12 protein-coding genes are annotated in these 20613 nt (G+C 65.8%); 9 read left to right on the top strand and 3 right to left on the bottom strand.

What is annotated here, in order from left to right:
• Nucleotides 1-148: 148 nt before the first annotated feature.
• Nucleotides 149-586: a hypothetical protein gene (locus tag GWK50_RS18040; protein WP_162017729.1), complete on the top strand. Its 438-nt coding sequence runs from the start codon at nt 149-151 to the stop codon at nt 584-586.
• Between the two features lie 50 nt (nt 587-636).
• Here the strand turns inward: GWK50_RS18040 and GWK50_RS18035 are convergent, their stop codons facing one another.
• Together GWK50_RS18035 and GWK50_RS18030 are read right to left on the bottom strand one after the other, a co-directional pair.
• Nucleotides 637-1602 carry a magnesium and cobalt transport protein CorA gene (locus GWK50_RS18035; RefSeq protein WP_162017728.1) on the bottom strand — a complete coding sequence of 322 codons (966 nt, stop codon included), beginning with the start codon at nt 1600-1602 and terminating at the stop codon, nt 637-639.
• A gap of 66 nt (nt 1603-1668) precedes the next feature.
• Nucleotides 1669-2028, bottom strand: coding sequence for a metalloregulator ArsR/SmtB family transcription factor (locus GWK50_RS18030; RefSeq protein ID WP_162017727.1), 360 nt, complete (start codon nt 2026-2028; stop codon nt 1669-1671).
• Nucleotides 2029-2146: 118 nt separating this feature from the next.
• Between GWK50_RS18030 and GWK50_RS18025 the strand changes: the two genes are divergently transcribed.
• From GWK50_RS18025 to GWK50_RS17990, 8 genes are all read left to right on the top strand, one after another.
• On the top strand, nt 2147-3181 hold the full coding sequence (locus GWK50_RS18025; protein WP_162017726.1) for an efflux RND transporter periplasmic adaptor subunit: 1035 nt from the start codon (nt 2147-2149) through the stop codon (nt 3179-3181).
• 13 nt (nt 3182-3194) lie between these two features.
• A complete protein-coding gene (locus tag GWK50_RS18020; RefSeq protein WP_162017725.1) occupies nt 3195-6467 on the top strand; it encodes an efflux RND transporter permease subunit in 3273 nt (1090 codons plus the stop codon).
• A gap of 57 nt (nt 6468-6524) precedes the next feature.
• Entirely contained in the window at nt 6525-6884 is a 360-nt protein-coding gene (locus tag GWK50_RS18015) for a carboxymuconolactone decarboxylase family protein (RefSeq protein WP_162017724.1), read from the top strand.
• Between the two features lie 31 nt (nt 6885-6915).
• Nucleotides 6916-8301 carry a TolC family protein gene (locus GWK50_RS18010; protein ID WP_162017723.1) on the top strand — a complete coding sequence of 462 codons (1386 nt, stop codon included), beginning with the start codon at nt 6916-6918 and terminating at the stop codon, nt 8299-8301.
• Nucleotides 8302-8389: 88 nt separating this feature from the next.
• Complete coding sequence (locus tag GWK50_RS18005; RefSeq protein WP_162017722.1) at nt 8390-8803, top strand: DUF302 domain-containing protein; 414 nt, start codon at nt 8390-8392, stop codon at nt 8801-8803.
• 1 nt (nt 8804) lies between these two features.
• Nucleotides 8805-9935: an FAD/NAD(P)-binding oxidoreductase gene (locus GWK50_RS18000; RefSeq protein ID WP_162017721.1), complete on the top strand. Its 1131-nt coding sequence runs from the start codon at nt 8805-8807 to the stop codon at nt 9933-9935.
• Between the two features lie 90 nt (nt 9936-10025).
• Nucleotides 10026-11375 carry an FAD/NAD(P)-binding oxidoreductase gene (locus GWK50_RS17995; RefSeq protein WP_162017720.1) on the top strand — a complete coding sequence of 450 codons (1350 nt, stop codon included), beginning with the start codon at nt 10026-10028 and terminating at the stop codon, nt 11373-11375.
• Between the two features lie 231 nt (nt 11376-11606).
• Nucleotides 11607-11936, top strand: coding sequence for a hypothetical protein (locus GWK50_RS17990; protein WP_162017718.1), 330 nt, complete (start codon nt 11607-11609; stop codon nt 11934-11936).
• Between the two features lie 156 nt (nt 11937-12092).
• Here the strand turns inward: GWK50_RS17990 and GWK50_RS20065 are convergent, their stop codons facing one another.
• Nucleotides 12093-20609: a putative Ig domain-containing protein gene (locus tag GWK50_RS20065; protein ID WP_162017716.1), complete on the bottom strand. Its 8517-nt coding sequence runs from the start codon at nt 20607-20609 to the stop codon at nt 12093-12095.
• Between the last annotated feature and the right edge of the window lie 4 nt (nt 20610-20613).

The following is a 20613-nucleotide window of genomic DNA, read 5'->3' as shown; positions in this document are numbered from 1 at the left end:
TGCTCCAGGGTGCCCCAGCCCGTGGGCCGAAGCGGCGGCCCTATGATGGCCCGTGCCGCTGCCACCGGGTAGCCTCTGCGGCAAGCCGGGTGGTGCAAACACAACAGTATCTGGCCCGTGCAGGGCTCTTTCCGGCAGGAGATCTCGCATGCCCTCTGGCAACCCCACCCCCCGTGCCCCAGGAACCCTGGCCCTGCGCGCCATGGCACTGCTGGCCGTGGCCTTCGGTCTGCTCACGCTGAAGGAGGGCGGCAGCGTGCTGTTTGGCAGCGCTGCGGCGCGCGCTGCGGCAGGGGCCTACGTGCCCTTTGTGCTGTGGTTCAACTTTGGCGCAGGCTTTGCCTACGTGGTGGCGGGCCTGGGCATGGGCCTGCGCCAGCGCTGGGCGGCCCCCCTGGCCGCCTTGATTGCGGCGGCCACGGCGCTGACCTTCGCCGTGCTGGGGGTGCACATCGCGCAGGGGGGCGCTTTCGAGATGCGCACCGTGGCCGCCATGGCGCTGCGCACCACGGTCTGGGCCGTGCTGGCCTGGCTGGCCTTCAGGCACCTGGGCCGCCAACATAGTCCAAATCTGCTATCAGAATAATAGCTGTTTGCGCTTGATGGATAGGCGCTAGAAGCCAATTTGGCTTGCAATCACAGCCAGCCCGCCTTGCGGAAACGCCAGTACAGCAAGGCACCGGCGCTGACGATCGCGCCCAGCGCCATGGGATAGCCAAAGGCCCACTTCAGTTCGGGCATGTGCTCAAAGTTCATGCCCCAGATGCCTGCCATGGCCGTGGACACCGCAAAAATCGCGGCCCAGGCCGCCAGGCGCTTGGTGGTCTCCGACTCCTCGATGGTCACCATCGACAGGTTCACCTGGATGGCCGTGCCGATGGTGTCACGCATGGTGTCGATCGCGTTCTGGATGCGCGCCAGGTGGTCGTGCACATCGCGGAAATACTCCTGCGCGCCGGTGCACACCTCGGGCACGCGCCCGCCGTGCAGCTTGCCCGCCACCTCCATCAGCGGCGCGACCGCATGGCGCAGCACCGTGGTGCGGCGCTTGAGCGCGTACAGCCGCTCGATCGAGCCGCGTGCCGTGCCGTGCTCGAAAATGTCCTGCTCGATTTGCTCCAGCTCCGACTCGAAATCGTCGATCAGCGGGAAGTAGCGGTCCACCACCGCATCCATCAGTGCATAGAACACAAAGCCCGCGCCCAGGCGCAGCAACAGCGGCTCGCGCTCGCAACGGGCGCGCACGCCCAGAAAGTTCTGCTTGCTGCGGCTGCGCACCGACAACACAAAGTTGTGCCCCACAAACACCGCCAGATCGCCGACGTTGAGCTCCCCGTCGTCCGGCTCCACCAGGCGCATCACCGCAAACAAGGTCTTGCCGTACTCCTCCAGCTTGGGGCGCTGCAGGCCCTTGAGCGCATCCTCCACCGCCAGGTCGTGCAGGTCGAACTCCTCCTGCATGGTGCGCAGCTCCTCGTGCGTGGGGTCACGCAGCGCCACCCACACAAAGGCATCGGGCCGCTGCAGCCAGTCGCTGATGGCTTCGACGTCAATATCGGCCAGCTTGCGGCCGTTCTCGTAGGCAACACAGTTGAGGATCATGGTGAGTGGGCGCGGCCAAGTGCGGGGCGCCTATCTTGGCACGGGAGTGAAAGCGCGTAGTGTGCGTCAGTTCGGGCCGAATACCCGCTGGCGCTGCGCCAGCCGCGCCAGGTGGCTGCACACGCCGTCGCACAGCGCATCGACCGAGGCATCGGCGCAGCGGTACCAGGCGCTGTGGCCGCGCTGTTCGCGCTGCACCAGGCCGTGGCGCATGAGCAGCGCCAGGTGGCGCGAGACATTGGCCGGGCTGCAGCCGCAGCGCCGAGCCAGGTCGCCCACGGTGTGCTCACCCTGGGCCAGCCATTGCAGCAGGGTCAGGCGCGTGGGTTCGCCCAGGGCGTGGAAGTGCGCAGCCACGGCTTCCAGCACGTCGTCCGGAATGGTGGGCCCGCCGGGAGGGCAGGGGGTGGCGGGAGGCGGTTGCATGGCGTTCTTTTCAACTAGTTGACTATTTAACTAGTTACGCAAATAATAGCGCAACACGCATCCCATGAACAGCCCTGTCCGCACGCCGGAGCAGGGCAGAACAGGCAGGAACCACCCCATGTTCAAGAACCTTTCCTCACAGGCGGCCCTGGCGCTGGCACTGGCGACCGCCCCGGTTGCGGTACTGGCTGCACCGTGGGCCACCGAGCCCGCCCAGGCCGCCAGCCAGGCGGGCCGCAGCAGCTACGACGGCGTGGTCGAGGCACTGCGCCAGACCGTGGTGGCCGCGCAGGTGCCCGGCGCCGTGGTGGAGCTGGCCGTCAAGGCGGGCGACACGGTGCAGGCGGGCCAGTTGCTGCTGCGCATCGATGCGCGCAGTGCAGACCAAAGCGCCGCTGCCGTCGATGCCCAGGTGCAGGCCGCACGTGCGCAGCTCGACGTGGCCACGCGCGAATACGAGCGGCAGAAGCAGCTCTTTGCCAAGAAGTACATCAGCCAGGCCGCGCTGGACCGCGCCGAGGCCGAGGTGCGTGCCGCCCGCGCCCAGGCCAGCGCGCAAACCGCCCAGGCGGGCGCCGCGCGCACGCAAACCGGCCTGCACGTGGTGCGGGCGCCCTATGCCGGCGTGGTGGCCGAGGTGCCCGTGGCCCTGGGCGACATGGCCATGCCCGGACGCCCCTTGCTCACGCTCTACGACCCGGCGCAACTGCGCGTGACGGCCGCCGTGCCCCAGTCGGCCCTGCCCGCAGGCGCCAAGCCGGAGGACGTGCGTGTGGAGCTGGCGGGCCAGGGCACGCAGACCACGCCGCAGCGCGTGCAGGTGCTGCCCACCGTGGACCCCGCCACGCACACGGTGCAGGTGCGTGCCGACCTGCCCCCAGGCCTGGCCAGTGCCCGCCCAGGGCTGTTTGCACGCCTGTGGCTGCCCGGTGCGCCGGGTGCGGGCGAGGGTGCGCGCATCACCGTGCCGCAAAGCGCCGTGGTGCGCCGCGCCGAGCTGACCGGCCTGTACGTGCTGGGCGCGGGCGGCCAGCCCCAGCTGCGCCAGGTGCGCCTGGGCCGGGCCGAAGGCGGGCGGGTGGAAGTGCTCAGCGGCGTTGCCGCGGGCGAAGCCGTGCTGACCGAGCCGCAGACCGCGGCCCGCGCACGCTGAAAGGACCGCCGCCATGACGCAGGAACACCAGACGCCCGCGCTGGGCATCTCGGGCCGCATCGCAAGCTTCTTCCAGTCTGCGCAGATCACGCCGCTGCTGGCGCTGGTGGCGCTGCTGCTGGGCGTCTTTGCCGTGCTGGTCACGCCGCGCGAAGAGGAGCCGCAGATCAACGTCACCATGGCCAATGTGCTGATCCCGTTCCCCGGCGCCAGCGTGCGCGACGTGGAGCAGATGGTCGCCATCCCCGCCGAGCAGGTGCTGTCGCAGATCAGCGGTTCCGAGCATGTGATGTCGGTCTCGCAGCCCGGCATGGCGGTCATCACGGTGCAGTTCAAGGTCGGCGTGCCGCGCACCGAGGCGCTGGTGCGCCTGTACGACACCGTGCACTCCAACGCCGACTGGCTGCCGCGCCACCTGGGCGTGATGGACCCACTCATCAAGCCCAAGGGCATTGACGACGTGCCCATCCTGAGCCTCACGCTGCACAGCACGCGCGCCGATGCCGGCCCCTTCGACCTGGAGCGCGTGGCGCACAGCGTGGAGGCCGACCTCAAGCGCGTACCCGGCACGCGCGAAGTGCGCACCCACGGCGGCCCCGGCCGCGCGGTGATGGTGGAGATGGACCCCACGCGCATGGCGGGCATGGGTGTGACCGTGGCCGACCTGCGCCAGGCCCTGCAATCGGCCAACCAGGGCCTGCCCGTGGGCGAGCTGCTGCGCGGCAACCAGGCGCTGGCGGTGGAGGCCGGGCCGTTCCTGCGCGATGCGCAAGAGGTGGGCGAGCTGGTGGTGGGTGTGCGCGCAGGCAAGCCCGTGTTCCTGCGCGAAGTGGCCCAGGTGCGCGACGGTGCGCCGCCCAGTACGCAGTACGTGTGGCACGGCACCGCAGGGCAGGACGCCGCCGAACATCCGGCCGTCACCATCGCCGTGACCAAGAAGCCGGGCGAAAACGCCATCGACGTGGCCAACGCCGTGCAATCGCGCGTGGCGCAACTGCAGGGCACCGTGATCCCGACCGACGTGCAGGTGGTCACCACGCGCAACTACGGTGCAACAGCCGACGAGAAGGCGCGCCAGCTCATCAGCAAGCTGCTGTTCGCCACAGCGTCGGTGGTGGCGCTGGTGTTCATAGCGCTGGGGCGGCGCGAGGCAGCCATTGTGGGCACGGCCGTGGTGCTCACGCTCACGGCCACGCTGTTTGCGTCCTGGGTGTGGGGCTTCACGCTCAACCGGGTGTCGCTGTTTGCGCTGATCTTCTCCATCGGCATCCTGGTGGACGACGCCATTGTGGTGGTCGAGAACATCCACCGCCACCAGCACCAGCACCTGCACCCCGGCAAGCCGCTGAGGCAGATCATCCCCGGCGCGGTGGACGAGGTGGGCGGCCCGACCATCCTGGCCACGCTCACCGTCATTGCGGCGCTGCTGCCCATGGCCTTTGTGTCGGGCCTGATGGGGCCGTACATGAGCCCCATCCCCATCAACGCCAGCATGGGCATGCTGCTGTCGCTGGCCATTGCCTTTGCCGTCACCCCATGGCTCGCGCGCCTGTGGATGAAGGCCGTGCCCGCCGGCAGCGGCCACGGCAGCGCCGAGGGCACAGCCCACGCAGCGCCGCAGGGCCTGGCCGGGCGCATTGCGCCGGTGTTCGAGCGCATCTTCCGCCCGTTGCTCGACGTCCAGGCGGGTGCGCGCAACCGCCGCCTGCTGGGGCTGGGCGTGGCAGCGCTGATCGCGCTGTCGGTGGCGTTGCCCGTCATTGGCTGGGTGCAGCTCAAGATGCTGCCGTTCGACAACAAGTCCGAATTCCAGGTGGTGGTGGACCTGCCCGCAGGCACGCCGCTGGAGCACACCGCCGCCACGCTGCACGCGCTGGGCGCGCACCTGGCCACGGTGCCCGAGGTCACGCACTACCAGGCCTATGCGGGCACGGCTGCGCCCATCAACTTCAACGGCCTGGTGCGCCAGTACTACCTGCGCAGCGGTGGCAACGTGGGCGACATCCAGGTCAACCTGGTGGCCAAGGGCGAGCGCAAGCTGCAAAGCCACGCCATCGCCATGCGCGAGCGCGCGGCGCTGCAGGCCATTGGCCAGCGCTTTGGCGCCAACGTCAAGGTGGTGGAGGTGCCGCCCGGCCCGCCGGTGCTCGCGCCTATCGTGGCCGAGGTCTATGGGCCCGACGCCGAAGGCCGCCGCCAGGTGGCCCAGGCCGTGCGCAAGGCGCTGGCCCAGACCGAGGGCCTGGTGGACATCGACGACAGCAGCATTGCCGACGCTCCGCGCACCCTGCTGCTGGTGGACCGGCGCAAGGCCGCGCTGCTGGGCGTGCCGCAGCAGGCCATCGTGACCACGCTGCGCGCAGGCCTGGCCGGTGAGCAGGCCGCCTACCTGCACGACCAGAGCAAATACCCCGCCGCCGCCACGCTGCAACTGCCGCCCACGCTGCACGGCGACCTGCAGGCGCTGCTGCAACTGGGTGTGCGCACGGCCAGCGGCGCGCTGGTGCCGCTGCGCGAACTGGTGACCGTGAGCGACAGCCTGCGCGAGCAGCCCGTCTATCACAAGGATTTGCTGCCGGTGAACTTTGTCGTGGCCGACATGGCGGGCCGCGTGGACAGCCCGCTGTACGGTATGTTCCAGGCGCGCAGCGCCATTGCGCAGATCACCGCGCCCGACGGCGGCAAGGTCGAGGAGTTCTTCATCCACCAGCCCAGCGACGCCTGGCGCGGCTACGCCCTCAAGTGGGACGGCGAATGGCAGATCACCTACGAGACCTTCCGCGACATGGGCGCCGCCTACGCCGTGGGCCTCATCCTGATTTACCTGCTGGTGGTGGCGCAGTTCGGTAGCTACCTCACGCCGCTGATCATCATGGCGCCCATCCCGCTGACCATCATCGGCGTGATGCCGGGCCACGCCATCCTGGGCGCGCAGTACACGGCCACCAGCATGATCGGCATGATTGCGCTGGCGGGCATCATCGTGCGCAACTCCATCCTGCTGGTGGACTTCATCAACCTGCAGGTGCGTGAGGGTGTGCCGTTCGAGCGCGCCATCGTGCACTCGGCCATCACGCGCGCCCAGCCCATCGTGCTGACCGGCCTGGCGGCCATGGTGGGGGCGTTCTTCATCCTGGACGACCCCATCTTCAACGGCCTGGCGATCTCGCTGATCTTCGGCATCGCCGTATCCACCGTGCTCACGCTGGTGGTCATCCCCACGCTGTACTACATGGCCTACCGCCACCGGCTGGATCGCCTGCGCCCGGCCAGCATCGCCCAATAGCTATAAAAACAATAGCATTTTGCGCACTACCCATAAGCCCTAGAAGCCAAAAACACCATGACCAGCTACCAGGACATCACCCGCACCACCTCGGCCCAGCTTGCCAGCCTGCGTGCCGACATCCCCGACACGATGCGCGGCTTCTCCGCCATGGCCCAGGCCGCCACCAAGGACGGCGCGCTCGACAAGACCACCAAGGAGCTGATCGCCATGGCGCTGTCCGTGGCCGCGCGCTGCGACCCCTGCGTGGGCTACCACGCCAAGGCGCTGGTGGAACTGGGCGCCTCGCGCGCGCAAGTGGCCGAGGCGCTGGGCATGGCCGTGTACATGGGCGGCGGCCCCTCGCTCATGTACGCCGCCAAGGCCAGCGCCGCGTTCGACGAATTCAGCCAACTCAGCGCCCAGGCCACCGCCTGAGCCCGTGGACAGAAAGACAGAAAGGCTCCCGATGCAAGCCCTCTGGCGCACCTCCCTGCTGGCCCTGGCACTGGCCGCCCCCACGGCCCGGGCCACCGACCTGCTGCAGGCCTGGCAGGCCGCGCAGCAAAACGACCGCGAACTGGCCGTGGCCCGCGAGGCCCAGGCCACGGCGCAACCCCTGCGCGACCAGGCGCGCGCCCTGTGGCGCCCTGGCGTGGCGCTCACCGCATCCGCAGGCGTGGCCACGGGCGAGAGCGACATGCGGGGCGCGCAATTCTCGGCCCCCGGCATGGGCACGTCGAACGGCGTGAACTTCAGCACCTCGGTCACCGGCGGCACGGCCACGCGCTGGGCGCTGCAGGCGCGCCAGCCCTTGCTCAACGCCGAGCGCCGCGCCCAGCAGCAGCAACTGGGCCTGCAGGCCGACAGCACCGAGCTGCAATGGCAGGCCGCGCAGCAAGCGCTGATGCTGCGCACCGCGCAGCGCTACTTCGAGCTGGCCGTGGCGCAGGAATCGCTCCAGGTGCTGCAGCGCCAGTACGAGGCCGTGCAGCAGGCCGCCGCCGAGGCGCAAGACCGCTTCGTGCTGGGCGCCGCCCCCATCACCGCCACGCACGAGGCGCGCGCGCGCCAGGGCGCACTGCGCGCCCAGGTGCTCGCCGCCCAGGTGGCGCTGGACCTGCGCCGCCGCGAGCTGGCCGACAGCACTGGCCTGCCCATGGACGGCTTGCAGGCGCACCTGCCCGCAGCGCTGGTGCCCGAGCCCGCGCGCACCCAGGCCGCGCTGGCGCACTGGCAGGCCCAGGCGCAGGACGGCAACCCCCAGATCCGCCTGCAGCAACTGGCCGCCGACATCGCGCAGGCCGAGGCCGACAAGCACCGCCGCAGCGCCGCCCCCACGGTGGACCTGGTGGCGCAAGCGGGCGATGAGCGCCTGCGCGGCAGTGGCGACCACGGCAGTGCGCGCAACCGCAGCGTCAACGCCATGGTGGGCGTGCAGCTCAGCGTGCCGCTGTACACCGGCGGCTGGCGCGGCGCCAAGGAGGCCGAAAGCCTGCGCCGCTGGGACCAGGCCCGCGCCCAGGTCGAAGCCACGCGCAGCCAGGTGGACCGCGATGTGCACGCCGCCTGGCTGGGCCTGCAGGTGGGCGCCGAGCGCGTGCAGGCCCTGGGCCAGGCATTGCAGGCCAGCGAGGCGCGCCTGGACGCTACCCGCACCGGCCTGGAGGTGGGCCACCGCACCGTGCTCGACCTGCTGAACGCCGAAAACGACACCGCCGCCACCCGCCTGTCGCTGGCCCAGGCGCGCAGCAGCCTGGTGCTGGAGCGCCTGCGCCTGGCCGCGCTGGCGGGCCAGCTCGACGAAGCCACGCTGCGCAGCGTGCAGCCGCCAACCCCAGGAGTGGTGCAATAAATGCTATCAAAATAGTAGCTACTTGCGCTTGATGGTATTGCCCTGCAGTCCAATTGACCCCAAATTTATTTGAAAGGAAACCCCGCCCATGACCGCCTACGCCTTCACCGCCGAGCTGGCCCAGCCGCTGCCCCAGGCCCTGGAAACCCTGCGCTCCGCCCTGGCCGCCGAGCAGATGGGCATCGTCAGCGAGGTGGACATGCAGGCCACGCTCAAGGCCAAGCTCGGGCTGGACAGCCCGCCCCAGCGCCTGCTGGGCCTGTGCTCGCCGCGCATTGCCCACGCCCTGGTGAGCGCCGAGCCCGACATCGCCGCGCTGCTGCCCTGCGGCGGCAGCATTGCCGAGCCCACACCGGGGCGCACGCGCATCGTGCTGCAGGACCCGCGCGTGATCCTGCAGGCCAGCGGCAGCACCCAGGCCGAAGTGCGCGACGCGCTGGAGCAGGCCCGCACCGCCGTGCAGCGCGTGGCCCAGCGCCTGAGTGCAGGCCAGGAGGCCTGACGTGGCCGCGTGCATCACCATCCTGGGGGCGGGCTTCGGCGCGCTGTCCGCGGTGCGCGCGCTGCGCCACCGCGACCCGCGCGCCGAGATCACCCTGGTGTCCCCGCGCGCCGAACTGCACTACCTGCCCGGCATCATCTGGATCCCCAGCGGCCTGCGCACGCGCGAGCAACTCATCGTGCCGCTGGGGCCATTCTTCCAGCGCATGGGTGTGCGCCATGTGGCGGCCGAGGTCACCGGCCTGCAGGACGGCGGGCGCACGGTGCTGACCAGCGCGGGTGCGCTGCCCAACGATGCGCTGCTCGTCGCCACGGGCGGGCGCTTCATCAAGAAGCTGCCGGGCATAGAGCACGCCATCACGCCCTGCGAGGGCATCGCCGCTGCCGAGCAGATCCGCGACCGGCTGCGCGCCCTGCAGGGCGGCACCATCGCCGTGGGCTTTGCGGCCAACCCGCAGGAGCCCCAGGCCGTGCGCGGCGGGCCGATGTTCGAATTTTTGTTCGGCATCGACACCCAGTTGCGCCGCGAAGGGCGGCGCGACCGCTTCGAGCTGGTGTTCTTCAACCCCAGCACCGAGCCCGGCAACCGGCTGGGCCCGGCCACCGTGCGGCACCTGCTGGCCGAGATGGCGCGCCGGGGCATCCGTACCCACCTGGGGCACAAGATGCAGCGCTTCGAGCCGGGCAAGGTGGTTACTGAGGGCGGGGAGTTTGCGGCCGACCTCATCCTCTTCATGCCCGGCATGACCGGTAACGCCTGGTTCGACCAGACCGACCTGCCGCGCTCCCCTGGCGGCCTGCTGCAGGCCGACGAACACTGCCGCGTGCCCGGTACCGAGCATGTGTGGGTGGTGGGTGACTCGGGCAGCTTCCCCGGCCCCGACTGGATGCCCAAGCAAGCCCACATGGCCGACCTGCAGGCCCGGGCCGCCGCCGCCAACCTGCTGGCCGCCCTGGCCGGGCGCAAACCCACGGCCCGCTTCAAGGTGGAGCTGGCCTGCATCATCGACAGCCTGGACCAGGGCACCCTGGTCTGGCGCACCCCCACGCGCCAACGCCTGCTGCCGCCCCTGCGCGCCATGCACTGGGCCAAGCGCGCCTTTGAATGGAATTACCTGCGCCCGTACCGCTAGCCCCGCCACCCTGTGGTGCGCCCCAGGCCCGCGCACCGCAGCCATTCCCCCGGCCCAGCCCATGCCCTACACAAACCACAGGAGACAAGCATGAAGCGAGACAAACCCACCACCCACCGCGCACCCCAAGGGGCGCCCACACGCCGTGCCTGGCTGGCCGGTGCGGCTGGCGCCAGCGCCGCCGCAGGCCTGGGCCTGCAACCGGCCCCTGCACAGGCAGCACGCCAGCCCACGCAGGCCCACATCGTCATTGCGGGCAGTGGCCTGGCGGGCATTGCCGTGGCGCACCGGCTGCAGGGCCTGCTCGACGGCGCCAAGATCACGATCATCGACGCCAAGCAAGTGCACAACTACCAGCCCGGCTACACCCTGGTGGCCAGCGGCGTGTGGCCGGTGGACAAGGTGATCGACAGCAACGCCAGCCTGCAACCGGCGGGCGTGCAGTGGTTGCGCGAGATGGTGGCCGAGTTCGACCCGGCCGCCAACACCGTGGTCACCGCAGGCGGCCAGCGCATCCGCTACGACTACCTGGTGGTGGCCGTGGGCACGCACCAGGACTGGGCGCAGATCGAGGGCATGGACACCAAGGCCATCGGCCAGGACGGCCTGGCCAGCGTGTACCCCAGCTCCGACGCCGCCGTGGCCACCTGGGCTGCCATGGACCGCTTCCGCCAGAAGGGCGGCCAGGCCGTGATGACGCTGCCGTCCACGCCGCTCAAGTGCGCGGGCGCGCCGCTCAAGATGACCTTCATGGTGCGCGACCGCCTGGCCCAGGCGGGCACGCTCGGCAAGTCACAGGTCACGTTCTACTCGGCATTGCCCAACGTGTTCGGCGTCAAGGCCGTGAACGACAACGTGCTGGAGCGCTGGCAGGCCCTGGGCGTGCAGGTGCAGTACACGCAAAAGCTCAAGGCCATCGACATCGGCGCGCGCCGCGCCACCTTTGTGAACCCTGAAGGCGCAGCCACCGAGGTGCCCTACGACTTCATCCACGTGGTGCCACCCATGCGCGCACCCGACGCGGTGAAGAACTCCGACCTCGCCTGGAAGGAAGGCCCCATGGCCGCAGGCGGCTGGCTGGAGGTGGACAAGGACACGCTGCAGCACCGCCGCTACAAAAACGTGTTCGGCCTGGGCGACATCAACGGCACGCCTCGCGGCAAGACGGCGGCCACGGTCAAGAAAAGCGCCCCCATCGTCGCGCAGCACCTGGCCGATGTGATCGCCGGGCGCGTGCCGGGCGAAAAGTTCGATGGCTACACCTCCTGCCCGCTCATCGTGCGCGAAGGCTCGGCCATGCTGATCGAGTTCGACTACGACGGCAAGCTCACCCCCTCGCTGCCCATGATCGAGCCGCTGCAGGAAAGCTACTTTGCCTGGCTCATGAAGGTGCGCTTGCTCAAGCCTGCCTACATGGCGGTGCTCAAAGGCCGGGTATGAGTAAACACCCCCCCTGAGGCCCTGCGGGCCTTCCCCCCGCTCTCGCATTGCAGCGCAATGCGGGCAGGGGGACGCTCCCAGCGCCCGCACGTGGGAATACTGGCGGCCCTTGCGCGAGAGCCCAGGCCTGGGGGCAGGTTCGGCTGCTTGAGCAACTACGCTGAATGAACGGAAATGGCTTTGCAAGCGACCGCGCGTTGCATCGCTCCATGAATTGAAAGGAGACACACCATGTACGAAATCTGGCTGGCAATGAACATCGTCTATGAAATCGCCCTGGGCATCTGGCCCCTGCTGGCGCTGCTGCTTGCCGTGTGGGTGGCCCTGCTCGTGGCCGCGCGCGGCCGCCTGGGGGCACGCCAGGTGCGCCAGGCGCTGCTGCTGGGCGCGCTGGTGGCGGTGGCGCTGTTCTTCAGCGTGCCCACGCTCACCCAGTCGTCCCTGTCCAACATGGGCTACTGGGTGGACTGGGCCAACCTGCTGGCCATCGCGCTGGGGTTGGGGGCGCTGGCGGCGGTGTTCAGCGTGCCGATCCTGGGGCTGGCAGGCGGGCGCAGATAGCGTGCCTTGGGGCTACACGTTCACCAGTACCGTCGCATGCCCCGGACGTGAGGGCATGCACAGCGAACCGAGCCATATCGTTAGCCGCTGTGCGTTGCTTGGTTCGCCTTGGCTGTGAGCCTGGCGCGGCTGCGCGGCGCAGTCCGCGCCAGGAGTTCATTGCCAGTTGGCCGCAAAGACCGGCGCCAATGCGGACTGGTAGCTGGCCGACAAAGTCGTCTGCCCCATTGCCGGGGGCGAGAAGGACGCCATTGCATCGACCAGTGCTTGCACCTTGGCGTCCGTCAGAACCTTGCCATCTGCCCAGATCTGTTCCACATGGCGGCTGTCGCCCAGATACCAGTCCTTCACAATGGCCTTGTCGCCCGTACCGATCACACTGACCTCCAGGTTGTTGCCCACCTTGCGCAACCAGAGCTGGTCGTGCTGAATGCCAGAGCCCCATTGGAGCAGATCCACCACGCTTGCGGTGCTGTCATTCTCGACGATCGTGTCCTGCCCTGTCCCTGCCTCCAGGAAATAGGTGTCCCCACCTTTTCCGCCGGTCAGGGTATCGTTTCCGGCCGCGCCATTGATCACGTTTGCGCCATCGTTGCCCGTGAGCTTGTTGGCCCGACTATTGCCTTTCATCACATAGGATCCATTGCCCGAAAGAGTGAAGTCCGAGTACTGGTCTGCCAAGACGTAGTTGTAGGTGTAGGTCGATGGCGGAGGATTGCCTGGTCCAGTACCCGGCCCTGTGCCACCGCCACTGCCGCCTCCACCACCGCCGCTTCCACCGCCGCTGGCAGCGAGCACCGCAGCAATCTTGGCTTGATCCCAAACCACACCGTCATCGAAGATGATTTGGTCAACCTTGCTGTCTGCGGGCGCTCCTTCCAGCACCGAGTCAGCCTGGAAATAGTTGTACAACGCGATCTGATCTGAGGCCCCCATACGCATGAACAGGTGATTTCCAGAACGGAGCAACTGCACCTGCGAGGCAAGCCATCCATGAACCGCCAGCTTATCCACGGCAGTCTTCGTATCGGTGGCATCCAGTGTGTCCTGGCCATCGCCTTTGGTGTATTCGAAAACGTCATTGCCCGCACCGCCAGAAAGGAAGTCGTTGCCCGATCCACCCACCAAGGTGTCATTGCCGGCCTGGCCAAACAGCGAGTCATCACCATCGCCGCCAAGCAGCCGGTCATTGCCCGCACCGCCTTGCAGTTGGTCTTTTCCACCCAGGCCAGAAAGGACGTCATCGCCACCCATGCCTCTGAGGGTGTCGTTGCCGGTTGTCCCATCAAGAACCAGATTTTCCACGCGCACGGCCAACTCAAAGATGGAAGAGGTGGAAAGGCCCTCCTCGTCCGTTGCCGTGATCCTGATGCGCAAATCCTGATTGCCATTGGCCCGGACGGTTCCGCTGAGTTTGCCACTGTCCGCATCAAAGGTGGCCCAGCTTGGCAGCGCAGAACCGTCCTCCATGGTCGCCGAATAGGTGAGCACATCCCCATCATCCGTAAAGGCGTCATCGGGCACGAACCAGGTGAACCGCTCTCCATCCTTGGCCTCTGCAGGTGCAATGGGCTGGTGGACTACCGGTGCCGCATTCTCCTTTACAAAGGCCGTAATGGCAGCGAAATCAAGGGAACTGCCATCGTCCAGCACAATGATCTGAACCGGGCTCAATTCCCCCGGAGCACCCGCCGCATCAAAGAATTTCTCGATACGCAGCGCATCTCCGCCATAGTGCGGAATCACGAGATCATCACCCCTGCGCTGAAAGCGCAAGTTGGCTTTGGTAACACCCCTCAACAGCAGGGTGTTTGTCTCTGATGGGTCAGCCACGGCATTCGCCCGGATGATTTCTCCACTACCACCGCCAAGAATCTCGTAAGTATCGTTGCCCGTTCCACCGATAAAAATGCCGCCGGTGTAACGGCCACCTCTCAGGTAGTCGTCACCGCTACCACCATCCAATTCCATACCCGAGAAAGAAACAATCAGGCCGTCATTTCCGCCCATGCCCCGGACAACCGTAGGCTGGGCATCCCGATGATTCTTGGTAACCTGAATGGAGTTGTTGCCGTCATTGCCTGAAATCACAGCGCTGGCGGCTTCTGTCAGATTGACAGTCAGATCCTCGACATGTTCGGCAAGCGTGTAGTTTGATAGGCCCTGGACATAGGCCACATCCCTGTAGCCGCCATTGGCTGTCTCGATCACCACGTCATCCACGTTGTCGATGTAGTAGGTGTCGTTTCCAGCACCACCCGTCATGCGATCTGCCCCGGCACCGCCATCAATAACGTTCTTCTCCCCGTTCCCGGTCAGGACATCATTGAACGCACTGCCGACCAGGCCGGTGATATTCCGCAGCGTATCCGCACCGGCAGACCCCGTATCCTGAGGCCCGGTAACTGCCAGCGAAACATTCACGGCGCCTGGGGCTGATCCGTAACTCGCTCTGGTATCTCCGGGGTGTGAAGAAAATCGATTCTGGACGCCGATCAGCACATCGTTGCCCGCGCCACCGTCAAGCTCGACCGGCAGGTAGTCATAGTCGATGGCGCCGAGATCAAGCACATTGTCCAAGCCATTGCCAAAATACTTGGCCAGCGGGGAAGTTGCGGAGTTGCTATCAAAGGAAGTCGCCATGAACGACGTCACCTTAAGGTTCTCCACGTTATCGGGCAGCCTGGCGTAGAAAGTATTGATCCTTAACTCATCCACGCCGCCATCCGCAGACTCAGAGATGTTCACTTTGATCTCATTGTCTTCATACCTAGGGCTAAAGCCATAAAACACCTGTGTCGCCGCATTTACAACGTAAACGTCGTTTCCTATCCCGCCCTGCATGGTGTCCAAGCCACCACCGCCGCCATCGAGCACGTTGTCCGCACTATTGCCAATCAGTACATTGTCCCCGGCATTGCCTGTGCCGTTGATGGAGCGAAACCCCGTCAGCGTCAGGTTCTCGACGTTGGCCGGCAGCGTGTAGGTAATGCTGGACTCCACCGAGTCCACGCCCCCATTGGGCTGCTCGACAATCCGATCTTGCGGATGGTCCACCACGTACCGGTCATCCTGCGCCGTGCCGGTAAATTCATCCGCCGTGGAGGCGCTGCCCTGTGCGTTGGCCAGGATATAGCTGCGATCCCACACAACGCCATTGGCAAACTCAATGGACTCCACCCCCGCGCCCAACGCATCCTGAAAAAAGTTGGGAATCCGGATCTCGGTGTCGCCCGTCTTGACACGCACCACCAACACTCCGTTCGGATAGTTGGCAGGCTCGTCGTACACCCGGAACAAGACCACGTCCTGCGGCGCCACATCGGCATCTAGAACGACTTTGTCGGCCCCCTCATCTGCAAATTCATAGATGAGATCCTTGCCATCGTTCTTGCCATACCGATAGGCGTCATTGCCCCAATGGCCCCACAGGGTGTCGTTGCCGGCATTTCCGCGCAGTACATCGTCGGAAGCGTAGCCGTTGATGGCTTCATTGCCATTGGAGCCGATCAGCGCCAGGCGGCTGACGGTTTGCGCATCCCACACCACCCCGGGATGGTCAGTAAACGTCACGGAGTCCAGCTTTCCAGCACCCAAGCCGCTGGCCGCATGGAAATCGGGGAGCAATATCCTCTCGCCCGTGTCGATGATGGTAAACACAATGCCTGTAGCAACACTACGATGGCTTCCATCAGCACCCCACACCGTCACGGTGTCAAGGCCACGACCGACCAAGACATCTTCTGGCCGGATTCCCGCTTTGAACTTCAGGGTGCCTGTGCCGCCGCTCAAGATCATGTCTTCACCATCGCCTCGGCCAAAAAGATACGTGTCATGTCCCTGGGAAACATGACGCGACCCATTGCTGTTGCCACCAATCAGTTCATCATTTCCGCCTCCTCCATCCAGCACATCGTCGCCCTCGCCCCCGATCAGCACCTCGGAATCCGGACCACCGGCCAACTGGTCATTGCCGGAAGTCCCCAGAACCGCGTCTGCATCGAGCTTGGAGCGCACCGTCAGCGCCAGTGTCTGCTGCGCGCTGGCACCCGCTGAATCGGTCGCGGAGATCACCACATCCAGGCGCGTGGCCTGTGCATAGCCCATGGCATGGGTCAGTCGGCCAGTCTTGGCATCTATCTGCAGCCATGTTGGCAGTGGCTTGCCATCCGCCTGTTTTGCCGAATAGGTCAATACATCGCCACGGTCCACATCGGTGAACGCACCCTCGGGAAGGTCCACCGTCCAGCCCTTGTCCTCATCCCCCGCATAGGTCTGCAGTGCTGCGCCAGCCTGCGGTGCATCATTCACATTGCGCACTACCAACGGTACCGAAAACGCCGCCGTGGCGCCATCCTTTACCGCAGACACCTGCAGCGACAAGTTGCCCACGTCATCATTGCCCGGCGTACCGCTGAAGGTGCGCGTGACCGCATCGAAATGCAGCCAGCCAGGCAAAGGCTTCCCACCCGCCAGCGAAGCAGACAGTGCTGCCCCCGTCCCCAGGTTCGCAAACACCTGCGCAGGAAGTTGATAGACAAACGGAGCATCCTCGTCGGCCGCCTGCACGGCAAAATTGAAGTCCAGCACGGTGCCATCGGCCAACCGCACCTCGCCAATGGGCGGCGTATCCACCACCGAAGGCGGCACCATGCCGCCATACGCAACCTCCAGCACGTCGTCCGGTTCGGGCGAATAGCGCAGCTTCAGCACATTGCCCGCGGCATCGAATTCAAACGACACATCGCCTGCGGCAATGCCCTCGCCCAGTTGCACGCCCACCTTGTTGGTGGCTGGCGCACCCTGCGAAGGGAGCGCCGCCAGCAGCACCCTGTCGCGGCCATCGCCACGGCCAAGCACCACGCGCCCCCCCGTGCTGTCGAAGGTGATCTGATCGTTGCCCTTGCCCCCACGCACCTGGGCATTGCTGCCGCGGGCAAAAAACTCGTCTGCACCCCGGCCACCCCAGAACTTCTGGTCCACACCACTGCCTGTCAGCGTCAACGGCTGCTCGAAATGTTGTTCGACATAGTCCCCCAGCGCCATCTCCCGGCCATCGGCCCACACGCTGCCCGCGTAACTGCCTGTCAGCGCCCCCTTGAGCACCACCGTGCGCTGCGGTGCGCTGAACACCAGGTCGCCATCCTGCGTGGCGCTGGGCTCCAGCCCTTCGATGCCGTACACCACGTTGCTGCCTTCGGCATCTTCGATGATGTGCACACCGTCGGCGGTGGCCACATAGGTGTCGTTGCCTGCGCCGCCTTTGTAGATGTTGCGCCCCACGCCACCGTCAAGATGGTCGTCACCTGCGCCGCCGTAGAGCCAGTCGTCACCCTCGTCGCCCGCAAGCTTGTCGTCGCCATTGCCGCCCACCAGGGTGTCGTCGCCCGCACCGCCGAAGATGCTGTCGTCGCCGCGCAGCGTGCTTACCGATGTCACTTCGGTTTCGTCTTCGCCCGCAATCCAGTCATTGCCTGCACCGCCATAGAGCGTGTCGTTGCCGCCGCCGCCCGCAATGTTGTCGTTGCCATCGCCGCCATCCACCACATCGTTTCCGTGGAATTCTGCCGCCAGACCGCCTATGTCATCGTCTGCCTCAATGTAGTCATTGCCCGCGCCACCCTGGATGGTGTCCGAGCCACCTTGCCCGTAAAGCCTGTCGTTGCCGTCGCCGCCGTCAAGCGCATCGTCGCCGTGGAACTGCCCTGCCAGGTTCGCTGTATCGCCCTGCAATTCGTCATCACCAGCACCGCCGGTCAACTCATCGCCCTTGCCGCCACCCGCGAGCTTGTCATCGCCTTCGCCCCCGTCCAGCACGTCACGGCCATGAAGCTCAGCAGGCAGGTCGTCGTAGTCGCCCTGCAGTTCATCGTTGCCCGCACCGCCCAGCAGAACGTCGTCTTTGCCCAACCCAATCAACAGGTCGTTGCCTTCGCCACCATCGAGCTTGTCTTCACCGTGGTATTCGCCAGGCAAAGCGGCTATCAGTGCGTCACCAAGCAGTCGGTCGTTTCCGCTGCCACCATAGACCACGTCGTTGCCTCCATCGCCCCATGCTTCGTCGTCGCCTGCACCAGCATCGATCACATCATCGCCATGCAGCGTGGGGCTCTTGAGCGCCTCATCGAAAGGCATATTCTTTCCGTACCCCCAGTCCTGGTCTTCGGAGTACATCGCCCCCAACTGCATTGCAGCCCAGTTGTCTCCGCAGATCAGGTCCTTGCCTTCCCCGCCCAGGATCACATCGCCCCCACCCAGCCCCGCCAGGTGGTCGTCTCCCGCACCGCCCATCAGGTAGTCCGCACCACGCCCTCCCCACACGTAGTCATCACCCTCGCCTGCATCTACGGTGTCTCTGTCGTTCTCTCCCTCGGGCCAATAGGTGTTGCTCCCCTCAGGGTTCTTCACGTAGGCGCGTTGGATCGTCAGATCCAGTCCGTCCTCGGACTTGTCTACCCACCACCGCCCCGAGTAGTTCGCCTGGCTGCCAAAGTAGGTAAGCACCGTCTCCGGCCCTCGCACGTAACCAGGCTCCGGGGGCTTTGATGCATGGAACGTGTCGAACGTGGCCGCCATGTTCGTCACGATGATGTCGTTGCCCGCACCGCCCTTGATGGTGTCGCTCCCCGCCCCTCCCCAGATCAGGTCGTCGCCGTCACCCCCATCCAGGTAGTCGTCGAACTGCTCGCCCGACATGAAGTCGTTGCCCCCCAGGCCCCAGAAGCTCACCGAGTTCGTCAGGCCATCGGTAAAGTGCTGCTTGCCTTCGCTGTCCGTTTCCATCCCGGTGGTGTGCCGGTACAGCCCGTTGGGCTCGTTTTCTCCGCCCACCATCAGGTCGTTGGAGTCGTTCAGGGGCACCATGCCGGGGATGCTGCCGTCGCTCAGGATTTGCCAGGTGCCCCCTGGCAGCTTGGGGCCCCCAGGCACGAAGTAGCCGCCTTGCAGGGCGTACCGGCCAGGTTCGGGCTTGGGCGCGGGGGGCTGCGCTCCCGCGCTGGGCTCCAGGCTCAGCCCCAGCGGGCTGCCCTGCTGGCCTTGCATGGCGCCCCAGCGGCGCACCACAAGGCGCCCCGCCTGGCTGACATGGGTGATCACCAGGTCGCCCTGTTCGGTCAGCGCGTAGCGCCATTGCTTGTCTTCGCTTTGCCAGGTGTTGGCCGATACGGCCTTGCCCCCGGTGAGGGTCTGGCCGTTGACTTCTATGCGGCCCTGGCCGTCGCTGTCTTCGATGAAGTCCACGCCCCAGTCGCCACTGAAGCGGTAGGTGTCGCTGCCCGCACCGCCCACCAGGGTGTCGCTGCCGGTGCCGCCGTCCAGGGTGTCGTCTCCTTCGCCGCCTTGCAATACATCGCCGCCCTGCCCGCCCTCGAGCGCGTCGGCTCCATCGCCACCAATAAGCATGTCTTCGCCCGTGCCCCCTCGCAAAACGTCTGCACCGATGCCGCCTATGGCCAGATCATTGGCTGCTGCACTTTCCTGCCAGTTCATGGCGCCCCCGCCGGTTTGTACGTGCCAGGCTGTAGCGTTGGCGATTTCAGATTCGCCCACAAAAGGGTCGCCACCGGTTGCCGTGCTGGAGGCTGCGGTACGCAAAAATGGAAGGCTTTTCAGGGTGGTGGAATTGATGTCTTTCAGATCAAAGTGGATAGCTCCGGATTCCTGCTTGAAGAACTGTTTGCTATCGGTTGCATCCTTGTTGTAGTAGTAGTCCATTGCCGCTATGGTGAGGGCCTTTTGCCAATGGTTGTTGGCGGTAGTGCCGCTGGAGTCAATTCGCTTGAGGTCTTCGGCAAATCGATCCAACACGTTATTAGGCTGGATACCTGCATCGGGGTTGCCGACATGCTGGCGCAGCAGATACGTCAGAAAGTCCGGCACATCGGAAACCTGAGGGTCTTTCGCATAAAGTTGGCCGTCAAAGAACTCTTCAATGGCATAGGGTTTGGCACTGATGGCATCCTTGAAGCTGGGAGATAGCAGCAAGGCGTGCAGCAGCGTGATGGAATGCAGATTGACTCCATTGGCAGTTGGTGTGCCCACCGCCAGTTTTGTTTCCTGTCCATCACCAACGATGGAGCCCGCCACCGCTCGCAAGGGAACTAAGGCCTCGCCATCGACATACCAGCTTGAAACCCGGCTTTCTCTTTGCGAGAACTGTGCCCCCAGGCTGCCGATGTAGTCGTTCAAATCGCTGTTGCTGTAGCCATTTGAAGTCAAATAGGCTTGCAGGTAACCCAACACTACCGGATTGCGTACCGTCGGTTCAAAGGGCGCCGGATCAAAAATGGCCGCGTCCTTGTTGAACAATATCGCCATCACCGACGCCAGCCCACCACCCAGGGAGTGGCCGGTAAATGAAATCGTTGCGCCGGGGTTGGCCGCGATCACGTCCAGCACCAGTGTTGTTGCCTGGGTAATCTGGGCCGAACTCAAGCCCGCTCCAGCAGGAATGTTGGCGAGTAAGAAGTCCAGGCTCAGACCTTCGTTGGTACCCGTGAAACCAATGACGATTTCATTGCCTTTCTTGTATACCCCTGCGGAGAAACCGGTGATGGGGTCATCGCGCAGCCACTGGATTTCTGTGAAACCAGCGGGTACATGCATGCGGTTTTCATCAGTCCGCTGATAAACGCGGCCAGAGATTTGTGCGTAGTCGGTCAGAGTTGCCATGGTC

Origin of the sequence: Acidovorax sp. 210-6, from assembly GCF_010020825.1 — a bacterium.
In the GTDB taxonomy this organism is placed as follows: domain Bacteria; phylum Pseudomonadota; class Gammaproteobacteria; order Burkholderiales; family Burkholderiaceae_C; genus Simplicispira; species Simplicispira sedimenti.
This window is presented reverse-complemented; position numbering and strand designations above follow the sequence as displayed.